Raw genomic sequence first — 25,805 nt, 5'->3', positions numbered from 1 at the left:
AGAGAAGGACCGGCGGGTCCTTCTCTACGCCTGACTGAACAGTTTTTTGAAAAAGAGGATAATCGAATCGATTAATACAGTAAACCATCCGCCCCGTTCCACTGATTGAGCGGCTAGGATTGGAGCTTCTTTTAACAGCTCGTCTTCCAAATAAACAGAGATGGTGCCTACTTTTTCCCCAGCCTCAATCGGGGCTTCTAACTCGTCTATTATCACAACTGTGTTAAGCTGTTCCCGGCTGCCCCGCAGGAAGCTGACACTGGTATCGACTGTCAGCTCAACACTCTTACTGCGTCCTTTATACACCTTTACCTCTTGTTCAGACAGGAGTTCGTCCATATGAATTGATTCAAAGCTTCGGAAACCATAATCCAACAGCTTGGCGGCCTCCTGCTCCCGCTTTGCTTCGCTGTCGGCGCCGAGCACGATCGCAATCAGCCTTCGACCATCACGTTTGGCGGTAGCAGTTAGGTTATTTCCAGCCTTGCTTAAGAACCCGGTTTTCAACCCATCGGCACCTTCATAGGTGCGCAGCAGCCCATTGCGGTTTGACTGAACAATGGGAGAGGAGCTGGAACGGGGTTGATAACCAAAAGAAAGCCTGCTGTGGTACTGGAGCGCTTCTGGATGATCGCGGAGATAGTTTTCAATCAAGATGGCAAAATCTCGCGCAGTGATCCGGTTATCTTCCGAGAGACCGTGCACGTCGACAAAGTGAAGATTAAGTCCCAGTTCTTTCGCTTTATTATTCATCCACTGGATAAATAAAGATTCAGTTCCCGCTAATGCTTCAGCAATGGCAACACAGGCATCGTTGCCGGAAACAACCGCTATACCATACAATAAATCCTCCAATGTAACACGGTCGCCTACTTCTAAAAACATCTGGGAACCACCCATGCGCCACGCTCGCTCACTGACAACTACTTCAGTATCGAGGGCAACATTGTCAGCTGCAATGCGGTCAAGCGCCACATACATAGTCATAACTTTGACTAGACTGGCTGGAATCCACTCATCATCAGCCTGCTGAGCAAATAGAACCTGACTGGAATTAAAATCATAAAGCAGGCCGACACTGGCGTCAACTGAGAAGTTCTGCGCTGATGCTGACCAGGTTACAGCAATCAGTAGGAAAGCAACCAGAAAAATTGTTCTCGATTTCATGTAAATGCTCCCTTCACCCAATAAATCTCATTACCTAATATCCCCACGACATCGAATCTGCATAACGGCTCACATCTTAACTTCGCCATATAGTGGCGGGCAAGCATTTTAATTCTGCGTTGTTTGCGAAGATCAACCGCTTCCAACGGGTTTCCGAATCGATCCGAACTGCGGTATTTCACCTCCACAAATACCAGCACTTCACCGTCCTGCATAATCAGGTCTAATTCCCCAAACTTAGTGCGGTAGTTCTGCTCCCTGGTTATTAATCCCTGCTTCTCCAGATACTGCCTTGCCAGTTCTTCTGCGTGGTCTCCCACGGACCTGGTCACGGCAGAGTTCTGATAATTCCCAGAGAGCGCTCTTTTGCTAAGTCCACTTCATAGGGATTGCGGTATTTTCTGCCGTCAGCCTGAAACAATACGCGCACAATTGGCCGGTCCCGCTCAGCGGTATTTACATCAACCACGATGCCAATCTCTAGACTGGTGAGCTGTACGCGTGAGCCTACCGGGTAAAGTGCTACAGAATTGATTAAATGATTAGCGACCTCATTGTTAAACTGAATGTCCCTCAGCTGTCGGATCACCCGCAGTGCTTGGGACGGCAGCATGGCAGGCCGGTAAACACGAGCCGATGTCATCGCATCGTAAGCGTCAGCTACCGAAACAATTTTGGCATAGAGATCGATCTGTTCATCGATCAGCTTCCGGGGATAACCCTTACCATTAGGTTGTTCGTGATGCTGATACGCTATATGGGCGCTGAACAGGGGAATTGCAGGATTACTTTTGAGAATCTGCCATCCATTGACCGTATGCTTCTGAACTAAGCTGAACTCACTTGGGGATAGGGGACCTTTTTTCTGCAGAATCTGCATCGGCACGCTGGTCTTACCCACGTCATGGAGCACAGCACCGATGGCCAGTTCCCTCAGCTCAAGTTCGTTCAGCTGAAACTTCAAACCGATAATAATAGACAGAATGCACACATTAACACTGTGGGAGAAGGTATAACCATCATAAGTGCGGATATCGGTAAGATGGATCAGAATGTTCGAGTTCGACACAATCTCATCAATCAGCGCATTGATTGTCTTGCTCAATGGCGCTACATCAAAAGTCTTCCCTACTTCAATCGATTCAAATACATTTTTGACTTGGCGAACTGCTTCCTGTCTGCTCTGCTGGCTGACTACTTCAGGAATATCGACCATTTCATCAGGATCAGTGACCACAAACACACCCGGGATTCCTTTCTCGATAATCCGAGCTATGTAATTCTCATTTAAAATCACGCCGCTGTTTAAGAGCACCCGCCCATCGTTGCTGTAAATAGGACGCGCAACGCACATCCCTGGTTGAAGCTTCTCGTAAGACACATACTTCATAAAATCATGCCCCCTTTAACGCGGGCGAAGGAAAACCTGTGGATGGGAGACGGGCCGTGTTCGGCTAAAGCCGCGAGATGCTTTTTGGTGGGATAGCCTTTATGCAGGGCAAATCCATACTCAGGATACTGCAGGTGGTATTCTTCCATAATTCGGTCGCGGTGAACTTTGGCAACTATGCTCGCTGCAGCGGCAGCTGCACACGTGGCATCTGCTTTAACCACTGCTTTCTGAGGAATGGATAAATTTGGGATCAGCTGATTGCCATCGACAATACAGAAATCAACCTCAATCTGATCCTGCAGCTGTTCTACTGCTCTTCTCATTGCCAAGAGTGCTGCCTGCAGAATATTGAACTCATCGATTTCGCTGTTGGAAGCAGAGCCAATGCCGACCATTCCAACTTGATAGATCTGGTTGGAAAGCTCGGTCCTTTTCTTTGCAGTCAACTTTTTCGAATCCCTGACTTCAGGCAGTTCCACATCCTGAGGCAGGAAGACGGCTGCTGCCACAACCGGCCCGGCTAGAGGACCTCTTCCGGCTTCATCAACGCCGACAACAAAGCGATAACCCTGATTCCACAGTTCTCTTTCTAGCTCCCTCATCAACTGTCATTCCTTTTCTGGTAATTCGAGTGTTACAGGTCCGATTAGACCTGAACGGAAATCTTTTAATACTGCTTGCGCTGTTTGTAAATAATCGATTTCTCCCTGTGCTCTTAAGCATCCCCGCTGCCTGCCGATCTGCTCAAAGAGTTCTAGAGTATTATTGATGCCAAGATCTAAGCTGTAGCGCTTTACCAAAAGCTCGGGATAATGTTCACGGAGATAGTTCAGGAGCCAATAGGTAACTTCTTCGATGTTAACAACTTCATCGCGAATTGCGGCTGTAGCCGCAAGTTTCTTGGCTGTTTCCTGATCTTCAAATTTAGGCCAGAGGATCCCAGGCGTGTCCAAAAGCTGCAGACCCTTGGCGTTGATCCACTGCTTACCTCTAGTAACACCGGGCTTGGCACCTACTTTAGTACCGCTTCTACCGGTTAAGCGGTTGATCAGCGAGGATTTCCCCACATTGGGGATTCCCACCACCAATACTCTGGGCGGCCGGCGCAGAGCGGGAAGACTTTTTGTAATTTCGGTGCGCAGCTTTTCAACTCCTTTTCCTGACGCTAAATCGAGGAGAACCGCCCCCTCCTGGTTCTTCTGCCAGAATTGGCGCCAGACTTCTGTGCGGGCAGGATCAGCTAAATCCGTTTTGGTAACAGCGAGGATGTATGGTTTGTGATGAATTTCGGGGATATCAGGATTGCGGGCACTTTGGGGAACACGGGCATCAGTAAGCTCAACCACCAGATCAATGAGTTTGAGGTTTTCTTTAATCTGGCGCCGAGCTTTTGCCATATGTCCAGGATACCATTGTATATCCATATCAACCCTCCACAACTAGCGTTCTTGCTTCAGTGAATCTGGTACGCTGATGATTTCGATGGAATTAAGCGGCCAATACACGAAAACAGCGCGGCCTACGAAAAGCTCGCGGTCCACGAAGCCTACATCGGGATAACGGCTGTCATCGCTGTTAAGGCGGTTGTCGCCCAGAACAAAGTAACTGTCTTCTGGAACAATTACCGGACCATAGTCGCGGGTAAAGGCGCCATGAGTTGGTCCATTGATGTAATTCTCTACTAGAGGCCGCCCGTTGCGGTAGACTATTCCATCCTCAATCAGAATCTCATCCCCCGGAATGCCGATTATCCGTTTAATAAACATGCGGCTCAGATCAGTGGGATAGCGAAAAACCACCACATCTCCCACCTTTGGGGCACCGAATCGGTAAGATAATTTATCAACAATTAAGCGCTGCCCATCATGCAGAGTCGGTTCCATCGAGGATCCATCTACTCTAAAGGATTGGGCAATGAAAGTAATAATGAATAAAGCCAAAACTACTGCAATTATAAATGCTTCCACATATTCACGAATCTCTGACTTGCTCATCGCAGCACCTCATCTCCACAAGATCGCCAAGTCAAAAATGATAGGGAGTGCATGGTTTCACTCCCCACCATTTTAGGAAAATCTCCGTTCTTTAATGCGAGCTGCTTTACCAGAGCGCTGACGCAAGTAGTACAAGCGAGCGCGGCGGACTCTACCGCGGCGAACTACTTCAATCTTAGCTACTCTTGGTGAGTGGATTGGGAAAGTCCGCTCTACACCAATACCTTGAGTAACTTTGCGCACAGTGAAGCGTTCGCTGATACCGGTTCCCATACGGCGCAGAACCACACCTTCAAAAATCTGGATCCGCTCGTTAGAACCCTCAACTACCTTAACATGAACTTTGACAGTATCTCCAGCCCGAAATTCAGGCAGATCTTCTTTCATGTACTCTCTTTCAATGGCTTTAATCACGTCCACAGTTGTTACCTCCCTTCCCTACGGTTTCAGCTGCTAATTCCTGCAGCATGGTTTTCTCTTCTTCAGTAAGTTGGCGTTTCTCGATAAGATCCGGTCTCCGCTGCATGGTGATGCGCAGAGCTTCTTTTAAACGCCACCTGCGGATTAACTCATGGTTGCCGCTTAAAAGCACATTGGGCACCTTTAAGCCGCCAAAATCTGCGGGTCGAGTATAATGGGGATACTCCAAAAGCCCATCAGCAAATGACTCTTCCTGAGCAGAATTATCATCTCCCAGAACACCGGGAATCAGACGGACTACTGCATCAATAACAACCATGGCCGGAAGTTCTCCGCCGGTCAGAACATAGTCGCCGATGGAAATCTCCTCATCTATCCAGTGGTCGCGAATGCGCTGATCGATGCCTTCGTAGTGTCCGCAGAGGAATATTAAGTTCGCTTCTTTGGCTAGCCTTTCCGCTAGAGCCTGGTTAAAAACGCTTCCTTGAGGTGCAAGATAAATTACCCTGCCGCTGGTTTCTGATTTGACATGCTCAATGCAGGCTGCAAGCACATCGGGTTTCATGACCATCCCAGCACCGCCGCCGTAAGGAGTATCATCAACAACGCGGTGTTTGTCTAGGGCAAAATCACGAATATTCCAGAGATTAATCTCAACTAAGTCTCGGGCCTGCGCCCTGCCTATAATGCTTGTTCCCATTACTTCTGTAAACATATTGGGAAACAGCGTTAACACATCGATTCTCATCTTTTCAATCCTTAATCCAATAGTCCATCCAGCAGATTTACCAGCACTAGCTGTTTATCCAGGTCAACCTCAAGCACCACTTCTGCGATAACTGGTATTAAAATCTCGCGGTTTTGCGTAACACCAGGATTCGGTTTGACCACATAAACATCGTTAGCACCTGTCTGGAGCACATCAGTAATCTCACCTAACTCTAATCCTTCAGTGGTTACTACCTTCAATCCAATCAATTCAAAGATATAATTGCGGCCTGAAGGCAGTGGCACCACATCGCTGCGGTCCACTTTAATCTCCAGTCCCTTAAGAGCTAACGCTTGATCGATTGTATCGATGCCTGCCAGTTTCAGGATGATAAACCCTTTGTGCATCCGGCTGTGCTCAATTTCCAATCGATAAGCCGGTTCACTGGCTGCTTTTCTAAACAGCAGCACATGATCCATGCTCAAGAAGCGTTCCGGAAAATCGGTATGACCAACAATGCGAACTTCGCCCTTATTCCCCTGGGCTGATACAATTTCACCAATGAGAATCCATTTGTATCTCATTACTCTACAATTTCAACCCTTACTCTGGTTCCTTCCTTTACGGCAGCAGCTTTGGCTACTGTGCGGATGGCTTTGATAATTCTGCCCTGCTTGCCAATCACTCTGCCGATATCGGAATCAGCAGTTTTGATATGGTAAACAGTTTCGGCATCGGTTTCTTCAGATGTTACTTCGACTGCTTCTGCATCTTCTACCAGGGATTTGGTCATGAATGCCAGTAATTCTTTCAACATTGCGCCTCCTTTCTTAATAAAGAGCCTTAATCTGCTTGATCAAACACACCGCTCTTTTTCAAAAGCGCTCTTGCTGTATCAGAAGGCTGAGCACCTTTTGCAATCCAGCTCTTAGCTTTCTCGATGTCGATCTTGATCTCAGCGGGTTCTGCAATCGGATTGTAGTATCCGAGGGTATCGATAAACCTTCCGTCCCTGGCTGCTCTTGAATCAGCTACTATCAGACGGTAAAATGGACGTTTTTTCGCACCCATCCGCTTTAGACGAATCCTTACTGCCATTATGTCACCTCCCACTCAAAATTATCTATATCACTCTCTTGAGAGAGGACTAGCGAAAGAGATTAAATTTGCCCCGGCCTTTTTTCATTCGCTTCTCCATGCCCGCAAACTGTTTCATCAGCTGGCGGGTTTGGTTAAACTGCTTCAAAAGCCGGTTGACATCCTGCACTCTTGTTCCGGACCCTTTGGCGATGCGGCGCCGTCTTGATCCCCCGATAAGATCGGGATTGCGCCTTTCCTCAACTGTCATGGAGTCAATGATTGCTTCAATTTTCTTTAAATGACTCTCATCCACATCTAAATCTTTTAGCTGATTCATTTTTCCCATCCCGGGAAGCATGCCCAGCAGCTGATCCAGGGGTCCCATCTGCTTGATCTGACTCAGCTGTTCCTTAAAATCTTCCAAGGTAAATGCGTCTTGGCGCATTTTTTCTGTCAGCTCTCTGGCTTTCTGCTCATCAAAGCTGGCTTCCGCTTTTTCAATCAGGCTGAGCACGTCACCCATGCCTAAGATGCGGGATGCCATCCGGTCCGGATGGAATACTTCCAGCCCATCCATTTTCTCACTCATAGCGGCAAACTTAATCGGTTTGCCGGTCACGGCTTTAATGGATAAAGCAGCACCGCCTCGAGCATCTCCATCAAGCTTGGTGAGAATTACGCCGTCAATGCCGAGCTGGTCATTAAAGCTGGATGCAACATTGACCGCTTCCTGGCCGGTCATGGAGTCGACCACGAGCAGAATTTCATGGGGATTGACCGCATCCTTGATTTCTGCCAGTTCTCCCATTAGTTCAGTATCAATGTGCAGGCGTCCGGCTGTATCGATGATGACGATATCATTGCCGTACTTCTCGGCGTGAGCTACAGCTCCTTTGGCGATATCAACCGGATTAGTTTCGCCTATGCTGAACACAGGCACATCTACCTGTTCGCCCACAACTGTCAGCTGCTTAATTGCAGCCGGGCGGTAAATATCTGCAGCAACCAGCAGCGGCCGATGCCCTTTGGTTCGAAAAGACAGGGCCAGTTTTCCACTGGTAGTAGTTTTACCTGCTCCCTGCAGACCCACCATCATGATCACCGTCGGCGGCTTTGGAGCAAGTGCGATTTTGCTCTGTGTTCCACCCATGAGTTCTGTGAGCTCTTCATTTACAATTTTAATAACCTGCTGGGCCGGGGACAGACTCGATAATACCTCATGTCCAACTGCCCGCTCTTTAACTCTTGCGGTAAAATCCCGCACAACCTTATAGTTGACGTCTGCTTCTAACAGCGCTAATCTTACTTCTCTTAGAGCGGCTTCTACATCTTTCTCAGTTAGTTTTCCCCGGGTACGCAATTTGCGTAAGGTTTCTTGTAGTCGACCTGATAAATTCGAAAAAGGCACTAATTTCGCCTCCTAAGCTTCAGCGCGAATCTTATTGATCAGCTGCTGAATTTCTCCCATAATCTCCAGCTGCCCATCGGATCTGCCGGCAGCAGCCTGCTTTTGAAGTCTATCTAAGTGTTCCTCAATCTGATCGAGATACGCCTGCTGTCTTTGAAATTTGCTTAACAATCCCAGTTTGCTCTCATAATCTTCTAGGATTGCAGCGGACCTTTTAATCATGTCATAGACAGCTTGACGGGAGATCTCCAGCTGCTCGGCGATCTCCCCTAAACTCATATCTTGGGCATAATACATCTGATAAATATCCCGCTGCCTTTCAGTAAGTAAGGGCCCATAAAAATCATAGATAAGATTTTTGCGCAGTGTATCTTCCATAACAATACCTCTGTTAAGCATTTTAACTTTACAGAGGTAGTATATAAAAAAACGATGCAGCTGTCAAGCATAAATCCTTGCCATTTTTAGCTGAATAATGCCTCAGTAAACTCCTGGGGATCGAAGTCCTGGAGATCGAGCATCTGCTCACCAACGCCCACGAGTTTAACCGGCAGCTTCAGCTCGTTGGCCAGAGCGAGCACAATGCCGCCCTTGGCTGTGCCATCAAGTTTAGTGAGAACAATCCCGGTGACTGGCGCCGACTCACTGAACAGCTTAGCTTGAGATAGGGCATTCTGTCCGGTGGTGGCATCAACTACCAGCAGCACCTCATCCAAATCCCGACCTAATTCCCTTTGGGCAACCCGGTAAACTTTACCCAGCTCAGCCATGAGATTTTTCTTAGTCTGGAGCCTGCCTGCGGTATCGAGGATAAATACATCTGCATTTCTGGCTTTGGCTGCCGCGACAGTGTCATAGGCAACTGCGCCAGGGTCAGCCCCTTCTTGATGAGCAATCATATCAACGCCCACTCTGTCAGCCCAAACTTTGAGCTGATCAACCGCTGCTGCCCTAAATGTATCTCCTGCTCCTAAGACCACCTTAGCCTGCTCCTGTTTCAGCCGATACGCCAGCTTACCGATGGTGGTAGTTTTCCCCGCACCATTTACTCCAACCACCATAATTCCCGCCGGCCGGTCATCAGACAGCACCAGGGGTTTGTGGTATTTTGAGAGCAGAGCTACAATCTCTTCTTTTAAGAGTCCCTGCAGGGCGCCGCCATCGGTTATTTTTTCAGCCTTAACCCGCTCCCGGATCGTATCCATCAGCTCTAAGGTAGTGGTCACGCCCACATCGGCTTGGATTAAGATCTCTTCCAGCTCCTCAAACAGCTCCTCATCGATAGCTCTACCGGTGACAATCTGTCCGATCCGATCGATAAACCCGGTTCTGGTTTTGCTTAACCCCTGCTTGAGGCGGGCAAATAAACTTTTCTTCGTAACAACCGGTTCTGCTGTTTCCGGCTCAGCAGCTGCTTGAGGCTGCTCCGGTTCAAGCTCCGGTTCCTGTTCCTTTACTGCTTCAGCTTTGACTTCCGGCTCCTGGTTGACTTTGTCTTTTTTAGCATTTCTGCTGCCAAATAGTCTTCTCAGCATGGTTATCGACTCCTATTCCTATGTTAATTGAACAGACATCAGCTGCGAAACCGCATCATCCGACATGGTAACTCCGTACAGGCGGTCAGCTACCTCCATGGTGCTGGTGCGGTGGGTGATGATCAGAAACTGGGTGGTTTCCGCCAAAACCCGCAGCTGTTCCGTAAAGCGCTTTAGATTGACTTCGTCTAAAGCTGCATCGATCTCATCCATTACGCAGAATGGCGTGGGCTGAACGGTCCTGATTGCTAAAAGCAGTGCTATTGCCGTTAAAGCCCGCTCTCCCCCTGATAACAGCAGGAGATTCTGGGGCTTTTTGCCTGGAGGCTGGGCGATAATATTCACACCACTTTCCAGGATATTGTCGGGATCCGTCAGCACTAAATCCGCTCTGCCGCCTTTGAACAGCTGGATGAACGTGGATTGAAACTCTCTCCGCAGTTCTTTATAAGTTGCTTCTAAACGCTCAGCGGAAGCAGCATCAATTTCGGTAATGGTTTGATTGAGTGTTTCTTTGGCATTAAACAGGTCATCGAACTGGGCTTGGAGGAAGAACACCCGCTCCCTGACATTTTCATAGTCCTGCAGTGCGGCCAGATTAACAATTCCAAGCTCGCGAATCTGTTCTCGGAGCTGTTTTTCCTGCTCGATGAGCTCAGTCACTTTCGTGGAAACAGACCTGTCAGCAAGGACGGCAGGTTCCAGTTCCCGCTCGCTTAGGTCTTCTTCAATCCTTCTCAGCTCTAACTCAATGCGTTCCAGCTCAAGGCGGTAATTGTACATGTTTTTATCGATTCTTGCAATTCTAGCTTGGATCGATTTCAGCTTGTGATTGGTTTGATTAATGCTCTCTTTGAGCATTTCCCGTTCCTGTTTCTTTATCTCCGCAACCTGCAGAAGTTTAACTCGGTCGGCCTTCAGCTGTTCTTCCAGTTTCCGATTAGCAGTCAAATCTGCTTCCAGCTGCCGCTGCTGCTCTTTCAGCTTTTCAATCTCTTCCAGCACTGTCAAAAGCGCACTGCGGTTGTGCTCCAGCTGCTGAGCGGCACCAGTGAGCTGTTCTTTTGCCCGGTTCACCTCTCCAGCTGCACTGGTTGCGGCAACTTTTTGACCGGTAAGTTTAGCAGACTCTGCTTCCAACTCCTGCTCAAGACGGATCACAGCATCTTCCAATTGGTTGATTTCCCGCCTTTTAACCTGCTCGTCCTCCTCCAGCGCTGCGACATTATCGCGAGATGCAGCGGCTTGGTCCTGAAGCTCAAGCCTAGCTGTGTGGTAATCTTGAAGCAGCTGCTGTTTTGACGCCAGCTGCTGCTCAAGTCGTTTCAACTCGGCTTCGAGGTTATTTAGTTCACCCACTGCTGCTTGACCATCCAGCTGCAGCTGGTAGCGGTGCTGGCTGATCTGCTCCTGCTCTGTTCGCGCAGTTTTGAGTTGATTCTCGACTTGAGTTTTCGCTTGATTAATCGCTGCTGTCTTTTCCTGATAAGCTGCCGCTTCCTGCTTAAGCCTAGCAATTTCATTTTTCCTCGTTAAAATCCCAGATGATCTCTGGTTGATGCTGCCGCCGGTCAGAGAACCGTTAGGCATAACCACTTCGCCGGCTAGGGTTACAATGCGGCTGAAACTTGGCAGTTTGCGCTGCATCATCAGCGCAGTATCTAAGTCTTCCACAACTACAACCCTGCCTAATAAGGCGTTGAGGGCGGGACTGTATTTAGGGTCAAAGTCCAGCAGATTAACTGCCGGTCCCAAACATCCTGGTTCCTGCCAGTGCTTGGCATAGTTTTGGGGGAAGGTGCTGCCTTTGATATTATTCAGTGGTAAAAATGTGCAGCGTCCGGCGCGATGCTGTTTGAGCCACTCGATGGCCCGCTTCGCATCCTTCTCATGAGGTGTTATTATGTACTGGAGTCCCGCGCCTAAAGCAACCTCAATAGCTGTTTCCAGCCCTTCCGGAACGGAAATGACATCCGCTACTGTTCCCAGCAGGGTAACATTGGGAATGTTCGCGGCAAATAAGCGGCGCACACTGAAATTATACCCTTCGTATTCTGCTTCTAAATCCTGAAGCGCTTCTAGGCGGGAATTAGTCTGCTGATACTGCTTTACGGCCTGCTGCTCCTGAACTTCCAGCTGCTGCAGTTTCTGTTCAAGTTCACTGCAGGCCTGGGCAGCCTGCTCCAGCTGTTGGGAAGCGCTGCGCACTGCTTGTTCAAGTTCCAGGCTCTTTTGTCTCTGCGCGGAAATCAGTGCCTGCTGTGCTGCGACTGCTTTTCCAAACTCCGCCACATCTTGTTCTGCAGCTTTCAGCTCCCGCTCAAGTTGACCCATCTGCTGCTGGTAGTTGAGTCCAAAGTTGCGGGCATCAGCAAGCTCCCGCACAAACTCAATAAAAGCACTTTTCTTCTGCTCTAGCTCATGGCGCTGTCTTTGGAGCTGCTGCCGCTTCTGCTCCACTGTCTGCTCGCTGTCCCGCACCATTTGATCGAGCTCTCTGTGCTCCTCCTGCTTCAGCTCAAAATCATGCTGGAGCTGTTCAAGCTTAGCAGACAGGACTTCAATCTGCTCCGCATAATCCTGAGATAGCTCAGTTTTTTCTGCGCGGCTGTCGAGATTATGCTTCAACCGCTCTTCAATTAAACCAAGCGTCTGCATAGTATGATTGATCTGCTCATTAATCTGAGCGATCTGCTCTTGATTGAGTTCTATCCGGTACTCCAAGTCATTGAGCTGCTCTTGATCCTGAAGGAGGGTCTGTTCCTGCTCGCGGTGTTCTTCAGTTAGTTCTTCAGCTTCAGCTCGGCACGCAGCAAGTGCGGTTTTAGATTCTGTTTCTTTAGTGACAAGCTCTGCGAGCTTTAGGGCCATGCGGTCTAAAACAACTGCTTCCAGCTCTTGGGATAAGTTCTGGTATTTACGGGCTTTCTGCGCCTGCTCTTCCAGAGGTCCCAGCTGGTCCTTTAGCTCGGAAAGAATGTCCGAGACTCGCACTAGATCATATTCAGTTTGAGTCATTTTCCGCTGCGCCTGCTCTTTCCGGCTTCGATATTTTAAGATTCCCGCTGTTTCCTCTAAAATAAAGCGCCGGTCCATAGGATTGGCGCTCAGAACAGCATCAATCTGGCCTTGTCCAATGATTGCGCAGCCTTCGCGGCCTAGACCGGTATCGGTGAACAGGTCTTGGATATCCCGAAGGCGGCAGGCCTGGCGGTTGATCATAAACTCACTCTCACCCGAGCGGTAGACCCGTCTAGTAATTGTTACCTCGTTGTAATCGATGGGCAGGAATCCATCAGAGTTATCTAAAGTGAGCTGTACTTCCGCCATTCCCAGCGGTCTTTTCCCGTCACTGCCGGCAAAGATAACATCTTCGAGTTTAGAACCGCGGAGACTTTTAATGCTCTGCTCGCCTAAAACCCAGCGCACAGCATCGGCGATGTTACTCTTGCCGCTGCCGTTCGGGCCGACAATGGCGGTAATTCCATCGTCAAATTCTAGCTTGACTCTATTGGCAAATGATTTAAAACCCACTAGCTCTAACCTTTTTAAGCGCATAATGACCTCCAGGGCGGTAGTAGTACTGTAAGTATTGTATCATAAAAAGCTCATAATTTGATAAAACTGGAGGAATCAGCCCCCCAGTTTTAAGTACAGATCCTCTCTTTTGCGCACAGTGGTCGGCACCCTCGGACTTAACAGCGAACCATACTCTCGAATTAGCCGCCGCAGCTTAGCTTTTACTCTGGTGCGGGCGTTATCCACGACTTTTGACCCAACACCGATCTCGTTTTCAATTTCACCGCAGGTGTATCCTTTGAGCAGCATCATAATTACCGAGTACTCCAGCAGTGACAGATGATTGCTTAACAGTTGATCTAAGTGCTGATTGATAATCTTGTCTTCGATCAGCTGCTGGGGATCGACTGTGGAGTTTTGATTAATCACCAAATCCTGCATGATCCGGTTATCATCGATGCCGAGTTGGGATTGGAGAGAAAGGGCATCATTTAACGCTTTGTGTTTATTGCCGGTCGTCTGCTTAATTACATTGTAAATCTTACGGATAATGCAGATGTAGGCAAAAGAGCTGAATTTGACATTGTACTGCTCCGGTTTATATTCCTCTATAGCATTCAACAGCCCGATAATACCTTCCTGCATTAAATCATCGAAATCCAGAAAACTAGCATAGTAATTGCGAACGATATGCTTAACCATCGGCACATACTTGAGCACCAGCTCTTCCTTTGCATGCTCATCCCCTACGCGAATGCGGGTGATCAGCTGGTAATCCTTCTTTTGATTAGCTTCAGAACGAGAAGTCTCAGCCATTCATGTTCCTCCCCAGACTGTAATGGCATGTCTTTCCACTACTATCTATATGAGGAAAAACAGGCGATATGCTTTTTAGACTAAGATTTCCCCCTAAATCGAACCATAAGCCATGGATAAAACCGCCTCTAATTTGCCAAAACCGCAGATATATCCATGTATTGTGTAAAGGTTTTCCGAGCCGGGATTATAAACTAACAGTATATTCGTGGATATTTCTAAGATGGGTGGGAATCAGCTTGCAGCTTAATGAAACCTTGGCATACATGGCATACTTGGTTCGGGAAAATCCAAATATCACTGTTAGGGAAATAGCTGATCGTCTTAAATTCGCTGATAATAAATCGGTTTATTACTGGTTGGGCAAAGCTAATTTTCAGGGAATCGGTGATTTTAAACAGGCCATTTTAAAGGATCAAGCCGAAACCTTAGAGGGTCTCGGCGTCATTCAAAATGGTGAGACTAAGTTCTTAATTAAAATTCCAGTTAAACAGTGGAACCCAAAAAAAACAGATAATACCCATAACTGGGTTTATCTGTTTTACGACACGCCCAATCCCCGGGGCTTATTTGCAGTGACGGTTGAATCTAACGACTTTGCACCCTGGTATTTAAAAGGCGACATGATAATTGTCAACTCGGAAGCAGAGCCTTCCCAAGCAGGATGGGTACTTTTGAAAAAGGGCCGTTCGCACTTCATCGCCCGCTGCGATGATCAGAAAAACCTGATTGACATCAACTCGCTTGAGCCGCTCTGCCGCAAGGATTTTGACATTATCGGCGGGATAATTCAGCAGTGGCGGAACTACCCTCAGTCCTGAAGTTCTAATTTCATCAATGCTTCGCGAGCTGCGTTTTGAGCAGCTTCTTTTTTTGTATTGCCTACTCCTCTGCCTAAAACCTTGTTCTTAAATAAGACCTCGATTACAAATTTCTTATCATGATCCGGACCATGCTCTTCTGCCAAATGATAGGTGGGTAAAACCTGGCTGGTCTGCTGGAGATGCTCCTGAAGTGTGCTCTTAGCATCAATAATTGGCAGCTGCGACTTGTCCAATTCCGGAAGATGGCTGAGGATAATCGGCCTCATTGTTTCCAGGTCTGATCCAGAATCCAAGTAAACAGCACCAATTACTGCTTCGTACACATCGCAGAGCAGCGAATCGCGCTCGCGCGCTCCAGACCTTACTTCGCCCTTCCCCACCTTAAGGTACCTGTTTAAACCCAGCTCCCGAGCATGCTCAGCCAAAGTCGGCTGACTGACTAAAACTGCCCGCAGTTTTGCAAGCTTACCTTCAGCCAGATCCGGATATTCTTTATACAGGTATTCGCTGACCACAATCTGCAGCACTGCATCTCCCAAAAACTCAAGACGCTCATTATTGCCCCTGTCTGATCCCTTATAAGATTTATGGGTTAAGGCCAGCTCTAAAAGCTCCCTATTTCTAAATCTATACTTCAACTTCTGCTCTAACTCAGATAACTTCTGCTCACCGCGCATCTAATCAACCCACCGTTTCATAATTAGTACTGCATTATGTCCGCCAAAACCAAAGGAGTTGCTCATCGCTATCTCAATGCTGGCTTCCCGCGCCTGGTTCGGGACATAATCTAAATCACAGTCCGGATCCGGCTCTTGATAGTTGTAGGTGCCCGGAATAAGCTGATGGGTCAGCGCCAGAGCGCAGATCGCTGCTTCTAAGGCGCCTGAAGCTCCGAGCAGATGCCCGGTCAGGGATTTGGTAGAGCTGACGGGAATCTCTTTTGCCCTCTCTCCAAAAACCCGCTTAATTGCCGCAGTTTCATAGTAGTCGTTATATTTAGTGCTGGTGCCGTGGGCGTTGATGTAGCTGACATCCTCAGGAGAAAGACCCGCATCTGCCAGCGCTTCCTTCATAGCCCGCTGGGCACCTTCATGCTCCGGAGCCGGCGAAGTAATATGATATGCATCACCACTCGCGCCGTAACCGACAAGTTCGCAATAAATCCGCGCTCCTCGAGCCTTGGCGTGCTCTAATTCTTCTAATACCAGCACACTTGCGCCTTCGCCCATCACAAATCCATCGCGGTTTAAATCAAACGGCCGGCTTGCGCTCTCCGGATCATCGTTGCGGCTGGACAGGGCTCTAGCAGCGATAAATCCGGCCATGGCCAGAGGGGTAATTCCAGCTTCAGCTCCTCCTGCCAGCATCACATCTGCGTTGCCCCGCTCAATAATCCGAAAGGCATCGCCGATGGAATGGGTTCCGGATGCGCAGGCAGTGACAGTGCAGGAGTTCGGCCCCTTAGCGCCGGTAATGATTGCTGTCTGACCGCTTGCCATATCGGGAATCAGCATTGGCACCAGAAACGGACTGACCCGGCCAACGCCCTTTTCTTTTAAGACATGCAGTTGGTTTTCAATAGTATTAATTCCACCGATTCCCGACCCAATCAGAACTCCGATTCGATGGGCGTTCTGCTCTGTTATCTCCAAGTCTGCATCCGCCAGGCTCTGCACTGCTGCTGCTACTGCGTACTGGCAGAACAGATCCATGCGGCGAGCCGCTTTGTAATCCATGTATTCACTAGGGTCAAAGTCTTTTACTTCAGCAGCTATCTGGACCGGATACTCTGAGGCGTCAAAATGTGTGATTCGGCCTACACCGCTGACGCCGTTAATGAGATTGTCCCAAAGGGCATCCTTTGGACCCAAAGGCGAGATCACTCCGATTCCGGTGACAACAACTCTGCGAGTCATACTTCCACCTCACTATATGAAAAATGAGACCCTAGCTTAACTAGGGGTCTCAAAAATCAGTTTGAAATTAATTAACTTGAGCTTTTATATACTCCACAGCATCCGCTACAGTACTGATGCTAACTGCATCCTCATCCGGAATGCTGAGGTCGAATTCCTCTTCAAAGGCCATAACCAGCTCAACAACATCCAAAGAGTCAGCGCCTAAGTCATCTTGAAAAGACGCATCCATGGTAACATCCTCAGGTTTAACACCAAGCTGTTCAACCAGGATATCTCTTACGCGATCGAAAATTTCCATTCCAGTCACCTCCTCATAAACACTGTTTATATTACTAGGCCGCCATCAACATGGATGACTTGACCTGTAATGTATTGGTTAGCATCAGAAACTAAAAAATATACTAATTCCGCAACATCTGACACATCACCGACTCTACCCAGGGGTATCAGCCTGGTGACTTCTTCTTTCTGCTTGTCGCTTAACACACGGGTCATTTCAGTATCAATATACCCAGGAGCGACAGCATTTACTAGTATCTGCCTTGAGGCAACTTCTTTAGCCAAAGATTTAGTCAATCCAATGATACCAGCCTTAGCAGCAGCGTAATTGGCCTGACCGGGATTGCCGGCAACACCTACAATTGATGAGATGTTGACAATTCGTCCGGACCGCTGCTTGAGCATATGGCGGATCACTGCCCGGCACAGATAAAACGTGCCGGAGAGATTCACTTGGATTACATCATCCCAATCCTCATCGCTCATCCGCATCAAAAGGCCGTCCCTGGTAATTCCGGCATTATTGATCAGCACATCAATTCTGCCAAAATGCTCCAGCGTCTGCTTAACCAAATTGTTAACATCTTCTACTGAGCTGATATCGGCTTTAACCGGAAGAACCTGCGGATGATCAAACTCAGCAAGCTGGGCCTCACTGCGTCCGCACACAGCAACATTCATACCCGCTTCCAAAAGCTTAAAGGCAATGGCTCTGCCAATCCCTCGGGTTGCACCGGTAACAATTGCGGTTTTTTTAGTTTCGCTCATCTTTACCACTCCTAGGCAAACGAGATCAGTTCCAGATTTTTAGTAATCCTCTTAGTTAAACCGGTAAGCACACTGCCCGGACCTATCTCTACCAGCTGAGTTCCCCCCAGCTGTTCTAAAGCTTGAATATTGCCGATCCAGTCTACTGGGTTAGTAAGCTGAGCAACCAGTTCCATTTTAACCTGTTCCGCGCTAGTAATCAAGCGGCTGTTAATATTACTTATCACCGGATATTTCGGATCAGCAAATCTAAACTGCTCTAAGAATCTTTCGAAGTGCTCAGCCGGTCCCTGCATCAAGCTGGAATGAAAAGGTCCGCTGACATCGAGTTTAACTGCCCGCTTAGCTCCCTTTTTCAGGGCTAGTTCGCCCGCGTACTCAACCGCCCCTGTTTCACCGCTCAGCACAAACTGGCCTGGACAGTTGTAGTTGGCGACAGCAACGGTACCCCTACTTCCAGCTTCTTCCACAATTTCTTGGACAGCATCCAGTTCTAAACCGAGAATCGCTGTCATCTGCCCCGGAACTGGAGCATCATGCATCAGCTCTCCTCTTCTCGCGACAATTCTTACCCCATCACTGAACTCTACCGCCCCGGCAGCAATAAACGCTGTGACCAGCCCGAGGCTGTGGCCGAGTAAGATTGAAGGAGTTGCCGTCATAATATATTCTGACCAGGAAGCAATGCAGGCTACCATTACTGCCGGCTGTGCAAACTGGGTGCTGGACAGCTTTTCCTGTGGACCTTCTTGGCACAGCTGCAAAAGATCATAGCCTAATATTTCACTGGCTGTTTCGAAATAACGGCGCTGGGACGCATACAGATCCGAGACCATACCGACTTTTTGTACCCCCTGGCCGGGGAATGCGCAAGCAATCATGTAATTAATCCTCCCCACCGCAGGATTGTTGAACCCCAGGTTAATCCTGCGCCAAATCCAACCAATAACACTAAATCTCCGTTCCGCAGCCTGCCTGACTCAGCAAGTTCTGTCAGGGCAATGGGTATGCTGGCAGCTGATGTGTTGCCGTATCTATCCACATTGACAAAGATTCGTTCCGAATCAATGTGCAAGCGCTCTGCTGCAGCGTTAATAATCCGGATATTTGCCTGATGAGGCACAAACCAGCTGATATCAGAGATATCGATGGCGGCCTGCTTCGCAACCCGCTTAGTGGAATCGACAATCACTTTAACAGCAAACTTGAAAACTTCTCGGCCGGACATTTTCACGTATTCATCAACATGGAGCATTTTGGCACCAGAACCATCAGCTCCGATTTCAGAAGCTAAAATACCGTACCCCGCTGATGTGGGACCTAAAACAGCGGCCCCCGCTCCGTCGCCAAACAGCACACAGGTGGAACGATCGGTGTAATCAAGCAAGCGGCTGAGGAGATCTACCCCGATGACCAGCACTTTTTGATACCCTGCTTTAACCATTGAGCGTCCTATTTCTAATCCATAGACAAATCCCGAACAGGCTGCTGCCAGATCGAAAGCGGCGGCCCGTTTCGCCTTGAGGCGCTCCTGGATTAAGCAGGCGGTCGATGGAAAAGCCATATCCGGTGTTGTAGTTGCCACAATAATCAGGTCAAGCTCATCAGGAGCAACTTCAGCTGCCTGGAGCGCCTGCACCGCGGCTTCCCAGCCTAAATCTGAAGCGGCAATCTCCGGATCGGCAATGCAGCGCTGTTTTATTCCGGTGCGGGTAGTAATCCATTCATCACTGGTATCAACCATTGCTTCCAAATCTTGATTCGTTAAGATGCGCTTGGGTACTGCCCTGCCCAAACCATAGATGCCGACATCCGGACGCACTTGTGTCACCTTCCCATCCTTTCAGCGATCGCTTCTACTACCTGGTTTTCTGCAGCTTCTCTTGCCACCCGGATGGCATTGCGGATTGCTTTCTGATTGGAGCTGCCGTGGGCGACAATCACAGCCCCTTTTACACCCAAGAGTGGGGCTCCGCCGTACTCAGTATAATCCATTTTCTTCTTGATATTAGCAAAACCGGGTTTGAGAACTAAAGCTGCCAGCTTGCGCGGTAAGGAAGCGGTCAGCTCATCTTTGAGCATGCTGAACAGTCCCGTTCCCAGTCCTTCTGCAAATTTCAGCACGATATTGCCTACAAATCCATCGCAGACAACAACATCCACTTCTCCGGTGGGAATATCGCGGCCCTCAATATTACCGATAAAATTTATATTCCCATCTTCGATCAGTTCTGCATAGGTTTTTTGCGCGGCCTCATTGCCCTTGGACGGCTCTTCCCCTACATTGAGCAGTCCCACTTTCGGCCGTGTTCTGCCTAATACTCGTTCGGCGTAAATTGCGCCCATGTGGGCAAACTGCACCAATTGGCTCGGTCGGCAGTCAACATTGGCTCCCACATCTACCATCAAGCAGACACCTTTCACGGTTGGCATCAGCGAAGTAATTGCTGGACGCTCAATCCCTTTGATTCTGCCGATACCGAATAAAGCTGCTGCCATGCAGGCGCCTGTGTTGCCTGCGCTTACCATTCCTACCGCATCACCCTGCTTCACCAGGCGGGCAGCCACATTGATGGATGCGTCTTTTTTCGTCCGCACTGCTTCTACCGGCGACTCATCCATGCCGATCTGTTCAGAAGCGTGGACGATCTCAATCAGCTCGCTGCCGGGTTTGCCGGCGATCATTGGAGCCAGCACTTTTTCATCCCCCGTGAGCAGAATGGGTATCCCATCCATGCTGGCTGCCTGAAGACATCCCATCACAATCTGTTCGGGAGCATAATCTCCGCCAAATCCATCCACCGCAATCTTAATTGGAATCACTCTCCTTATTGTCCAAGGCAGCAATTTCAAACTCACCGCGAAAGACAACCCGCTGATTTACCCGGCTGTCAACGCTTATAGTGTGCCGAGAACCCTGTTTTTTTATCAACTCCGCTTTTGCCACAACCCGCTCCCCGCTGCGAACCGGATGCAGATAGTTAATTTTCGCCGCTGCAGTTAAAGCGACTTCTGCATCCACCAGTGCTACTGCCAGAGAATTTGCCTGGGCAAACAAGTAATGGCCCCTGAGAATATCAGTGCGCTTAAATGTCATATCTTGGGTCGTAGTCAACAGCGAAATTGCCTGCTGTCCGATGTGGAGATCGATCAGCTCGCCGATCACCTCGTGCCCTTCCATGGCACGCACCTTGGAATAATTTTTCTTAGCTACTGTCTTGATTCTTTCCCTCAGCTCTGGAATTCCCAAAGCCATCCGATCCAAGCGGACTGTGGCAACGCTGACATCCAACCGCTCTGCGATCTGGCGGTCAGTCAAAAATGGTTCTTGGCTGAGTAAAGTCTGCAGCTGCCTGCGACGCTGTTCTCGATTGGATGTCATTATCATGACCTCCTAATAATACCTGGTACTAAGCAAGTATCAGTATATCCAAAAAGAGGATGTTTGTAAAGTCCAAGGCAAAAAAAAATGATAGAGATTTCTCTCTATCACTGTTAAAAACTACTCAGCTTTAACTTCCACAACCTGACGGCCTTTATAATACCCGCAGTTGGAGCATACGCGATGTGGTAATCTGGGCTCATGACATTGAGGACATTCGACGCTGTTAACAAGATTGACCTTCCAGTGGGCACGGCGATTGCGACCCCTTCTTTTCGAAACCTTTCTCTTTGGTACTGCCATTGCTGCATCCTCCTCTCATGCTATTATTCCTTAAACAAGTCAGCTAATACAGCCAAGCGAGGATCTGGCTTATGTGGATTACACTGACATGTCTTTTCATTTAATGCTTGACCGCAGTCAGGACAAATTCCTTTGCAGTCTTCGCGGCACACGACTTTCATTGGTACATCAAGGAGAACCGATTCGGTAATCAGCTCTTTAATGTCGATATAATCACCTTGATATGTGGATACTTCGTCTCCCAGGTCAGCAAACTCAGGCTCGCTGTTTATGCTTGACTGGGGTACAAATTCATCATCAAACTCTGCTTCAACATGATATACGAATGGCTCTAAACACCGAGAGCATCTCAGCGTTACATCGCCAGAAGCGCTCCCGTATACCAGAAAGCCGGACTCAGTCTTCACTACTGTAACTTGAATATCGAGGGGAGAATGAAACTCACCCAGCTGGATTAAATCCGGAAAACTTTCAGCAGGAACGACTTCCTCAAAAGTCAGCATACTGCCGACCTTACTGAGAGCAGAAATCTTAATCTGCATGCTGTTCACCTCATAAATTATACAAAGATTGGCTCTGACTGTCAAGTCAAATGCGCCCATATCCTCATTATTTCTCCGTCAAGGGGATACTAACCAAAACTCAAATCATTATATTTGCCAGTTAGAAGTAAATTCCTGCTCCCGGTCGGTTTTTATCAGTGTTTTATTTAAATACCTGCTTGATATCTTCAATCATGATCTTGGTTCCGGTTAATCCGCCGGAGGCTACATACCAAACTTGGGAGGTCAGGTAAATGATCCGATCAGATTTATAAGCGTTTAAAGATTTAACAATATCGTTGTTTAAAACCTGCTGAGCAGAAATGCTGCCGCCCACAGTGGCTGCCCGGTCGATTACAAACAAGTAATCAGGGTTAATCCTGGCGAGATACTCAAAGGAGATGTTTTGCCCGTGATTGGCAACTTCAATATTCGGATCCGCTGGCGGGAAGCCAAATTCCTTATGGAGCACACCAAAGCGCGAGTTAGGTCCATAGGCGCTTAAAGCACCGTCATTAGCCATAATCAGAAGGCCCTTTGCTCCAAGCTCTTGGATCTTGGCATTTACTGCAGCAAACTCCTCCTCAATACCTGCAATTTCTGCTTCGATAAACTCTGTCTGCTCGAAAATCTCGCCCAAGATCCGCAGGTTAGCGGCAAAGGAGCCTAAGAAATCGGAAGTATCAATGGTTAGGTACACAGTTGGAGCAATCCGAGCTAGTTCCGGATACACTTCGGCTTGGCGGGTGCTGATAAAGATCACATCCGGTCTCAGCTCATAAATTTTTTCAAAGTTTGGTTCAAAAAGAGTGCCTACATCAACATATTTTTTATCGTTGAATTTGGAGAGGTACTCCGGAATACTTGCTTTGGGCAGACCAGTAATTTCGATCCCCATATTATCTAAAGAATCAAGAGCTGCATAATCGAAAACTACAACTGTCTGAGGATTTTTCGCCACGACTGCTGTCCCAAGTTCATGTTTGACTTCTACCTTTGCCAGCACCGGCGAGCTTGCTGCCGCCAATACCAGCGCAAATACTACACCAAAGATCATGCGTACCACTCTATTTTTTGTTTGCATTAGATTCACCCCATAATTTTTTAGTAATAGATGCAGATGCGGTTGTTGTTAACAGTTTCAATGTGAAAATCAAGATCATAGATGTCTGTCAAAAGAGATTGATCGATGATCTCATTTGCCGTGCCAACTTTGACCACCACACCATCGTTCATGGCAATAATATAGTCAGAATAGCAGGAGGCAAAGTTAATATCATGGATGACGATAATGACTGTTTTGCCGAGCTCTGCCACCAATCTGCGGAGCATTTTCATAATTTCCACCGAGTGCTTCATATCCAGGTTGTTTAAAGGTTCGTCCAAGAGGATATACTCGGTATCCTGGGCTATTACCATGGCAATATAAGCTCGCTGCTGCTGGCCGCCGCTTAACTGGTGGAGATACTTATGCTGGATATCTGCCAGGCCCATATACTCAATTGCCTGATCCACCTGCTCCCAGTCTGCTTTAGTCAAATTGCCGCGGCAGTGCGGGAAGCGTCCGAAGCTTACCAGTTCACGAATGGTTAAGCGCAGATCGGTGTGATTAGCCTGCTTGAGAATGGAGATTTTCTTCGCCAGCTCCCTATTATCCCAATCGCTCAGTTCCTTCTGATCGATATACACCTCACCATCATCTTTAGATATCAGCCTGCTGATAATCGACAGTAAGGTACTTTTCCCGGCGCCGTTAGGCCCAATTAAGGAAGTAATTTTACCTTTAGGAATCCTGATGCAGACTTCATCGACTACTTTTAAATCTCCATAGCTTTTGGTAACATTGCGGATCTCGATCACAGTCTACTTCTCCTTTACTAGTAATCTGATAAAGTAAATGCCGCCGATTAAATTGATTAAAGTGCTGATCGGCACGGCAAAATTCAAAACATGCTCTACTACCAGCTGTCCGCCCACTAAGGTGATGATGCTTAGAAGGAATGCTCCCCAGATAATCGTGCGGTGGCGGTAGGTTGCTAACAGCTGCCAGGCTAAATTTACAACCAACAGACCCAAAAAGGTAATTGGTCCAACCAGCGAGGTAGCCGTCGAGACCAAAATTATGACCATAATCAGCAGCCGCCAGACTGCTTTGTCATAAGCCACCCCCAGATTGATAGCCTGTTCGCGGCCTAACGCTAATACATCAAGAATGGGAAAATAGCGGATGCTCGCTACCAAGACAGCGCCGCAGCTGATCACAGCGATGGTCAAAACATTGACATTTACGCTGTTAAAGCTGGCAAACATCCTTCCCTGCAGCACTGTAAACTCATTCGGATCAATAATCATCTGCATAAATGACGAGAGGCTTTGAAACAGTGTCCCGACGATTAATCCGATTAACAGCAGGAAAAACACATTGCCTGCTTCGCGCCGCAGCAAAAACTTGAAGATTACCAGGGTAAATCCAACCATCAGGACTGCGGTAATCACAAAATTGAGATTGACATTGCGGACCAAAACACTTCCGGAACCAAAAAAGAACACAATTACTGTCTGCCACAGCATGTACAGTGAATCTAGTCCCATCACACTTGGCGTCAAGATCCGATTGTGGGTGATGGTTTGGAAGATAGTTGTGGATACGGCGATAGCAGCACCCGTAGTCACAATGGCAAGAATTCGGGGCAACCGCCTTGATAAAGCGTAATCCCAGTTGCGGGCATTTAAACCAATGGAAAGGTACAGGATGATGGTGACCGCAGCGATCAATCCCAGCAGTAAAAGTCGACGTTTATTACTCATTGCTCTCTCCTCCGCACCACTAAATACAAGAACATGATGCTTCCCACTACCCCGACGGTTAGACCGATGGGAATTTCATAAGGGAAGATGATGATGCGGCTGAAAATGTCGCAGACCAAAAGAAAAACCGCACCGAACAGAGCTGTTGTGATAATGGTGTTGCGCAGATTATCACCTTTGTAAAGTCCGACAATATTGGGAACAACCAGTCCTAAAAATGGGATTCGGCCCACAGTGATAATCACTAAAGCTGTAATCAGAGCCACGATCGTCACACCGGTATTGACAATGCGGTTGTAGTTTAAGGCAAGGTTTGTGGCAAAATCCTCCCCCATACCCGCAATGGTAAAGTGCTGCGCATATAAATATGCCACAATTAACAGCGGAATGCTTAAGTACAGCAGCTCGTAACGGCCTTTGATAATCATTGAGAAATTACCCATCATCCAGGTTGAGATATTCTGGACCAGCTCATAGCGGTACGCGATCACGGTAGTGATCGCATCGATAACGCCGCCCAACATGATCCCAATCAGCGGAACAAAAATAATGTTCTTCTGCTTGAGGTTTCTCATAATCCCCATAAACAGCAGTGTTCCAAGGAGGGCTGCGGCAAACGCGATCAGCATTTTTACCAGTGAACCTGATCCAGGAAATAAGATCAGTGCTAGTAAAACTCCAAATTTAGCGGCATCAACAGTGGTAGCAGTGGTCGGGGCCACGAACTTATTGCGGCTTAACTGCTGCATAATCACCCCGGCAATACTCATTCCCATCCCGGCGATAATAATCGCAACCACTCGGGGAATGCGGCTTAACAGGATAATATTGATTTCGCCGCTTATGAAATCTGCTGCTCCGATCATTACTGACGCTGCTGCTAAAAGTACCAGGATTATCAAAAGATAACTGTTTTTCATAGTGCACCTACCTAACCGC

31 protein-coding genes are annotated in these 25,805 nt (G+C 48.1%); 1 reads left to right on the top strand and 30 read right to left on the bottom strand.

Annotated features, from left to right (window positions below; translation table 11 throughout):
• Positions 1 to 24: 24 nt before the first annotated feature.
• The 16 genes from GX019_08825 to GX019_08750 form a co-directional block, all read right to left on the bottom strand.
• A complete protein-coding gene (locus tag GX019_08825; protein HHT37259.1) occupies positions 25 to 1,167 on the bottom strand; it encodes a D-alanyl-D-alanine carboxypeptidase in 1,143 nt (380 codons plus the stop codon).
• Entirely contained in the window at positions 1,164 to 1,499 is a 336-nt protein-coding gene (locus GX019_08820; protein ID HHT37258.1) for a YraN family protein, read from the bottom strand. The genes GX019_08825 and GX019_08820 overlap by 4 nt, the downstream gene beginning before the upstream one ends.
• Positions 1,496 to 2,557, bottom strand: a complete 1,062-nt coding sequence (locus GX019_08815) for an HD-GYP domain-containing protein (protein ID HHT37257.1) — start codon at positions 2,555 to 2,557, stop codon at positions 1,496 to 1,498. Before GX019_08815 ends, GX019_08820 begins: the two co-directional genes overlap by 4 nt.
• Positions 2,554 to 3,162 carry a ribonuclease HII gene (locus GX019_08810; protein HHT37256.1) on the bottom strand — a complete coding sequence of 203 codons (609 nt, stop codon included), beginning with the start codon at positions 3,160 to 3,162 and terminating at the stop codon, positions 2,554 to 2,556. Before GX019_08810 ends, GX019_08815 begins: the two co-directional genes overlap by 4 nt.
• A 6-nt stretch (positions 3,163 to 3,168) precedes the next feature.
• Positions 3,169 to 3,984 carry a ribosome biogenesis GTPase YlqF gene (ylqF, locus tag GX019_08805; protein ID HHT37255.1) on the bottom strand — a complete coding sequence of 272 codons (816 nt, stop codon included), beginning with the start codon at positions 3,982 to 3,984 and terminating at the stop codon, positions 3,169 to 3,171.
• Positions 3,985 to 3,999: 15 nt separating this feature from the next.
• The gene (gene lepB, locus GX019_08800) at positions 4,000 to 4,554 is read right to left on the bottom strand and encodes a signal peptidase I (GenBank protein ID HHT37254.1); all 555 of its coding nucleotides are present in this window, start codon (positions 4,552 to 4,554) and stop codon (positions 4,000 to 4,002) included.
• Positions 4,555 to 4,626: 72 nt separating this feature from the next.
• Positions 4,627 to 4,974, bottom strand: coding sequence for a 50S ribosomal protein L19 (gene rplS, locus GX019_08795; protein HHT37253.1), 348 nt, complete (start codon positions 4,972 to 4,974; stop codon positions 4,627 to 4,629).
• On the bottom strand, positions 4,961 to 5,722 hold the full coding sequence (gene trmD / locus GX019_08790) for a tRNA (guanosine(37)-N1)-methyltransferase TrmD (protein HHT37252.1): 762 nt from the start codon (positions 5,720 to 5,722) through the stop codon (positions 4,961 to 4,963). The genes rplS and trmD overlap by 14 nt, the downstream gene beginning before the upstream one ends.
• Positions 5,723 to 5,733: 11 nt before the next feature.
• Positions 5,734 to 6,267 carry a ribosome maturation factor RimM gene (gene rimM, locus GX019_08785; GenBank protein ID HHT37251.1) on the bottom strand — a complete coding sequence of 178 codons (534 nt, stop codon included), beginning with the start codon at positions 6,265 to 6,267 and terminating at the stop codon, positions 5,734 to 5,736.
• Entirely contained in the window at positions 6,267 to 6,497 is a 231-nt protein-coding gene (locus tag GX019_08780) for a KH domain-containing protein (protein ID HHT37250.1), read from the bottom strand. Before GX019_08780 ends, rimM begins: the two co-directional genes overlap by 1 nt.
• Positions 6,498 to 6,526: 29 nt before the next feature.
• Positions 6,527 to 6,781, bottom strand: coding sequence for a 30S ribosomal protein S16 (rpsP, locus tag GX019_08775; GenBank protein ID HHT37249.1), 255 nt, complete (start codon positions 6,779 to 6,781; stop codon positions 6,527 to 6,529).
• Positions 6,782 to 6,830: 49 nt separating this feature from the next.
• On the bottom strand, positions 6,831 to 8,171 hold the full coding sequence (gene ffh / locus GX019_08770; protein ID HHT37248.1) for a signal recognition particle protein: 1,341 nt from the start codon (positions 8,169 to 8,171) through the stop codon (positions 6,831 to 6,833).
• A 12-nt stretch (positions 8,172 to 8,183) separates the two neighbouring features.
• A complete protein-coding gene (locus GX019_08765) occupies positions 8,184 to 8,570 on the bottom strand; it encodes a putative DNA-binding protein (GenBank protein ID HHT37247.1) in 387 nt (128 codons plus the stop codon).
• A gap of 65 nt (positions 8,571 to 8,635) precedes the next feature.
• Entirely contained in the window at positions 8,636 to 9,706 is a 1,071-nt protein-coding gene (gene ftsY, locus GX019_08760; protein HHT37246.1) for a signal recognition particle-docking protein FtsY, read from the bottom strand.
• 18 nt (positions 9,707 to 9,724) lie between these two features.
• Positions 9,725 to 13,264, bottom strand: coding sequence for a chromosome segregation protein SMC (gene smc / locus GX019_08755; GenBank protein ID HHT37245.1), 3,540 nt, complete (start codon positions 13,262 to 13,264; stop codon positions 9,725 to 9,727).
• Positions 13,265 to 13,339: 75 nt separating this feature from the next.
• Positions 13,340 to 14,041, bottom strand: coding sequence for a sigma-70 family RNA polymerase sigma factor (locus GX019_08750; GenBank protein HHT37244.1), 702 nt, complete (start codon positions 14,039 to 14,041; stop codon positions 13,340 to 13,342).
• Positions 14,042 to 14,280: 239 nt separating this feature from the next.
• Here GX019_08750 and GX019_08745 point away from each other — a divergent pair, with 239 nt between their 5' ends.
• Positions 14,281 to 14,862 carry a hypothetical protein gene (locus GX019_08745; GenBank protein ID HHT37243.1) on the top strand — a complete coding sequence of 194 codons (582 nt, stop codon included), beginning with the start codon at positions 14,281 to 14,283 and terminating at the stop codon, positions 14,860 to 14,862.
• Here the strand turns inward: GX019_08745 and rnc are convergent.
• From rnc to GX019_08675, 14 genes are all read right to left on the bottom strand, one after another.
• Positions 14,853 to 15,542 (bottom strand): ribonuclease III, encoded by a 690-nt coding sequence (rnc, locus tag GX019_08740; protein HHT37242.1) that lies wholly within the window; start codon positions 15,540 to 15,542, stop codon positions 14,853 to 14,855. The two genes, GX019_08745 and rnc, sit on opposite strands and share 10 nt — an antisense overlap.
• The gene (gene fabF / locus GX019_08735; protein HHT37241.1) at positions 15,543 to 16,781 is read right to left on the bottom strand and encodes a beta-ketoacyl-ACP synthase II; all 1,239 of its coding nucleotides are present in this window, start codon (positions 16,779 to 16,781) and stop codon (positions 15,543 to 15,545) included.
• Positions 16,782 to 16,848: 67 nt separating this feature from the next.
• Positions 16,849 to 17,082: an acyl carrier protein gene (locus tag GX019_08730; GenBank protein HHT37240.1), complete on the bottom strand. Its 234-nt coding sequence runs from the start codon at positions 17,080 to 17,082 to the stop codon at positions 16,849 to 16,851.
• Between the two features lie 26 nt (positions 17,083 to 17,108).
• Positions 17,109 to 17,831, bottom strand: coding sequence for a 3-oxoacyl-[acyl-carrier-protein] reductase (gene fabG, locus GX019_08725; GenBank protein ID HHT37239.1), 723 nt, complete (start codon positions 17,829 to 17,831; stop codon positions 17,109 to 17,111).
• 11 nt (positions 17,832 to 17,842) lie between these two features.
• A complete protein-coding gene (fabD, locus tag GX019_08720) occupies positions 17,843 to 18,712 on the bottom strand; it encodes an ACP S-malonyltransferase (GenBank protein HHT37238.1) in 870 nt (289 codons plus the stop codon).
• On the bottom strand, positions 18,709 to 19,662 hold the full coding sequence (locus GX019_08715) for a ketoacyl-ACP synthase III (GenBank protein ID HHT37237.1): 954 nt from the start codon (positions 19,660 to 19,662) through the stop codon (positions 18,709 to 18,711). Before GX019_08715 ends, fabD begins: the two co-directional genes overlap by 4 nt.
• Positions 19,659 to 20,645: a phosphate acyltransferase PlsX gene (gene plsX, locus GX019_08710; GenBank protein ID HHT37236.1), complete on the bottom strand. Its 987-nt coding sequence runs from the start codon at positions 20,643 to 20,645 to the stop codon at positions 19,659 to 19,661. The genes GX019_08715 and plsX overlap by 4 nt, the downstream gene beginning before the upstream one ends.
• Positions 20,641 to 21,219: a transcription factor FapR gene (fapR, locus tag GX019_08705; protein ID HHT37235.1), complete on the bottom strand. Its 579-nt coding sequence runs from the start codon at positions 21,217 to 21,219 to the stop codon at positions 20,641 to 20,643. Before fapR ends, plsX begins: the two co-directional genes overlap by 5 nt.
• Positions 21,220 to 21,333: 114 nt before the next feature.
• A complete protein-coding gene (gene rpmF, locus GX019_08700) occupies positions 21,334 to 21,516 on the bottom strand; it encodes a 50S ribosomal protein L32 (protein ID HHT37234.1) in 183 nt (60 codons plus the stop codon).
• A gap of 23 nt (positions 21,517 to 21,539) precedes the next feature.
• Positions 21,540 to 22,058 carry a DUF177 domain-containing protein gene (locus GX019_08695; protein HHT37233.1) on the bottom strand — a complete coding sequence of 173 codons (519 nt, stop codon included), beginning with the start codon at positions 22,056 to 22,058 and terminating at the stop codon, positions 21,540 to 21,542.
• A gap of 163 nt (positions 22,059 to 22,221) precedes the next feature.
• Positions 22,222 to 23,142, bottom strand: a complete 921-nt coding sequence (locus GX019_08690; protein HHT37232.1) for a siderophore ABC transporter substrate-binding protein — start codon at positions 23,140 to 23,142, stop codon at positions 22,222 to 22,224.
• A 20-nt stretch (positions 23,143 to 23,162) separates the two neighbouring features.
• Complete coding sequence (locus GX019_08685) at positions 23,163 to 23,918, bottom strand: ATP-binding cassette domain-containing protein (GenBank protein ID HHT37231.1); 756 nt, start codon at positions 23,916 to 23,918, stop codon at positions 23,163 to 23,165.
• A 3-nt stretch (positions 23,919 to 23,921) separates the two neighbouring features.
• Positions 23,922 to 24,866: an iron chelate uptake ABC transporter family permease subunit gene (locus tag GX019_08680; protein ID HHT37230.1), complete on the bottom strand. Its 945-nt coding sequence runs from the start codon at positions 24,864 to 24,866 to the stop codon at positions 23,922 to 23,924.
• Positions 24,863 to 25,786 (bottom strand): iron chelate uptake ABC transporter family permease subunit, encoded by a 924-nt coding sequence (locus GX019_08675; GenBank protein ID HHT37229.1) that lies wholly within the window; start codon positions 25,784 to 25,786, stop codon positions 24,863 to 24,865. The genes GX019_08680 and GX019_08675 overlap by 4 nt, the downstream gene beginning before the upstream one ends.
• Between the last annotated feature and the right edge of the window lie 19 nt (positions 25,787 to 25,805).

The sequence above is a fragment of the Bacillota bacterium genome, from assembly GCA_012837335.1.
Lineage (GTDB): Bacteria > Bacillota > Limnochordia > Darwinibacteriales > DTU012 > DTU012.
This window is presented reverse-complemented; position numbering and strand designations above follow the sequence as displayed.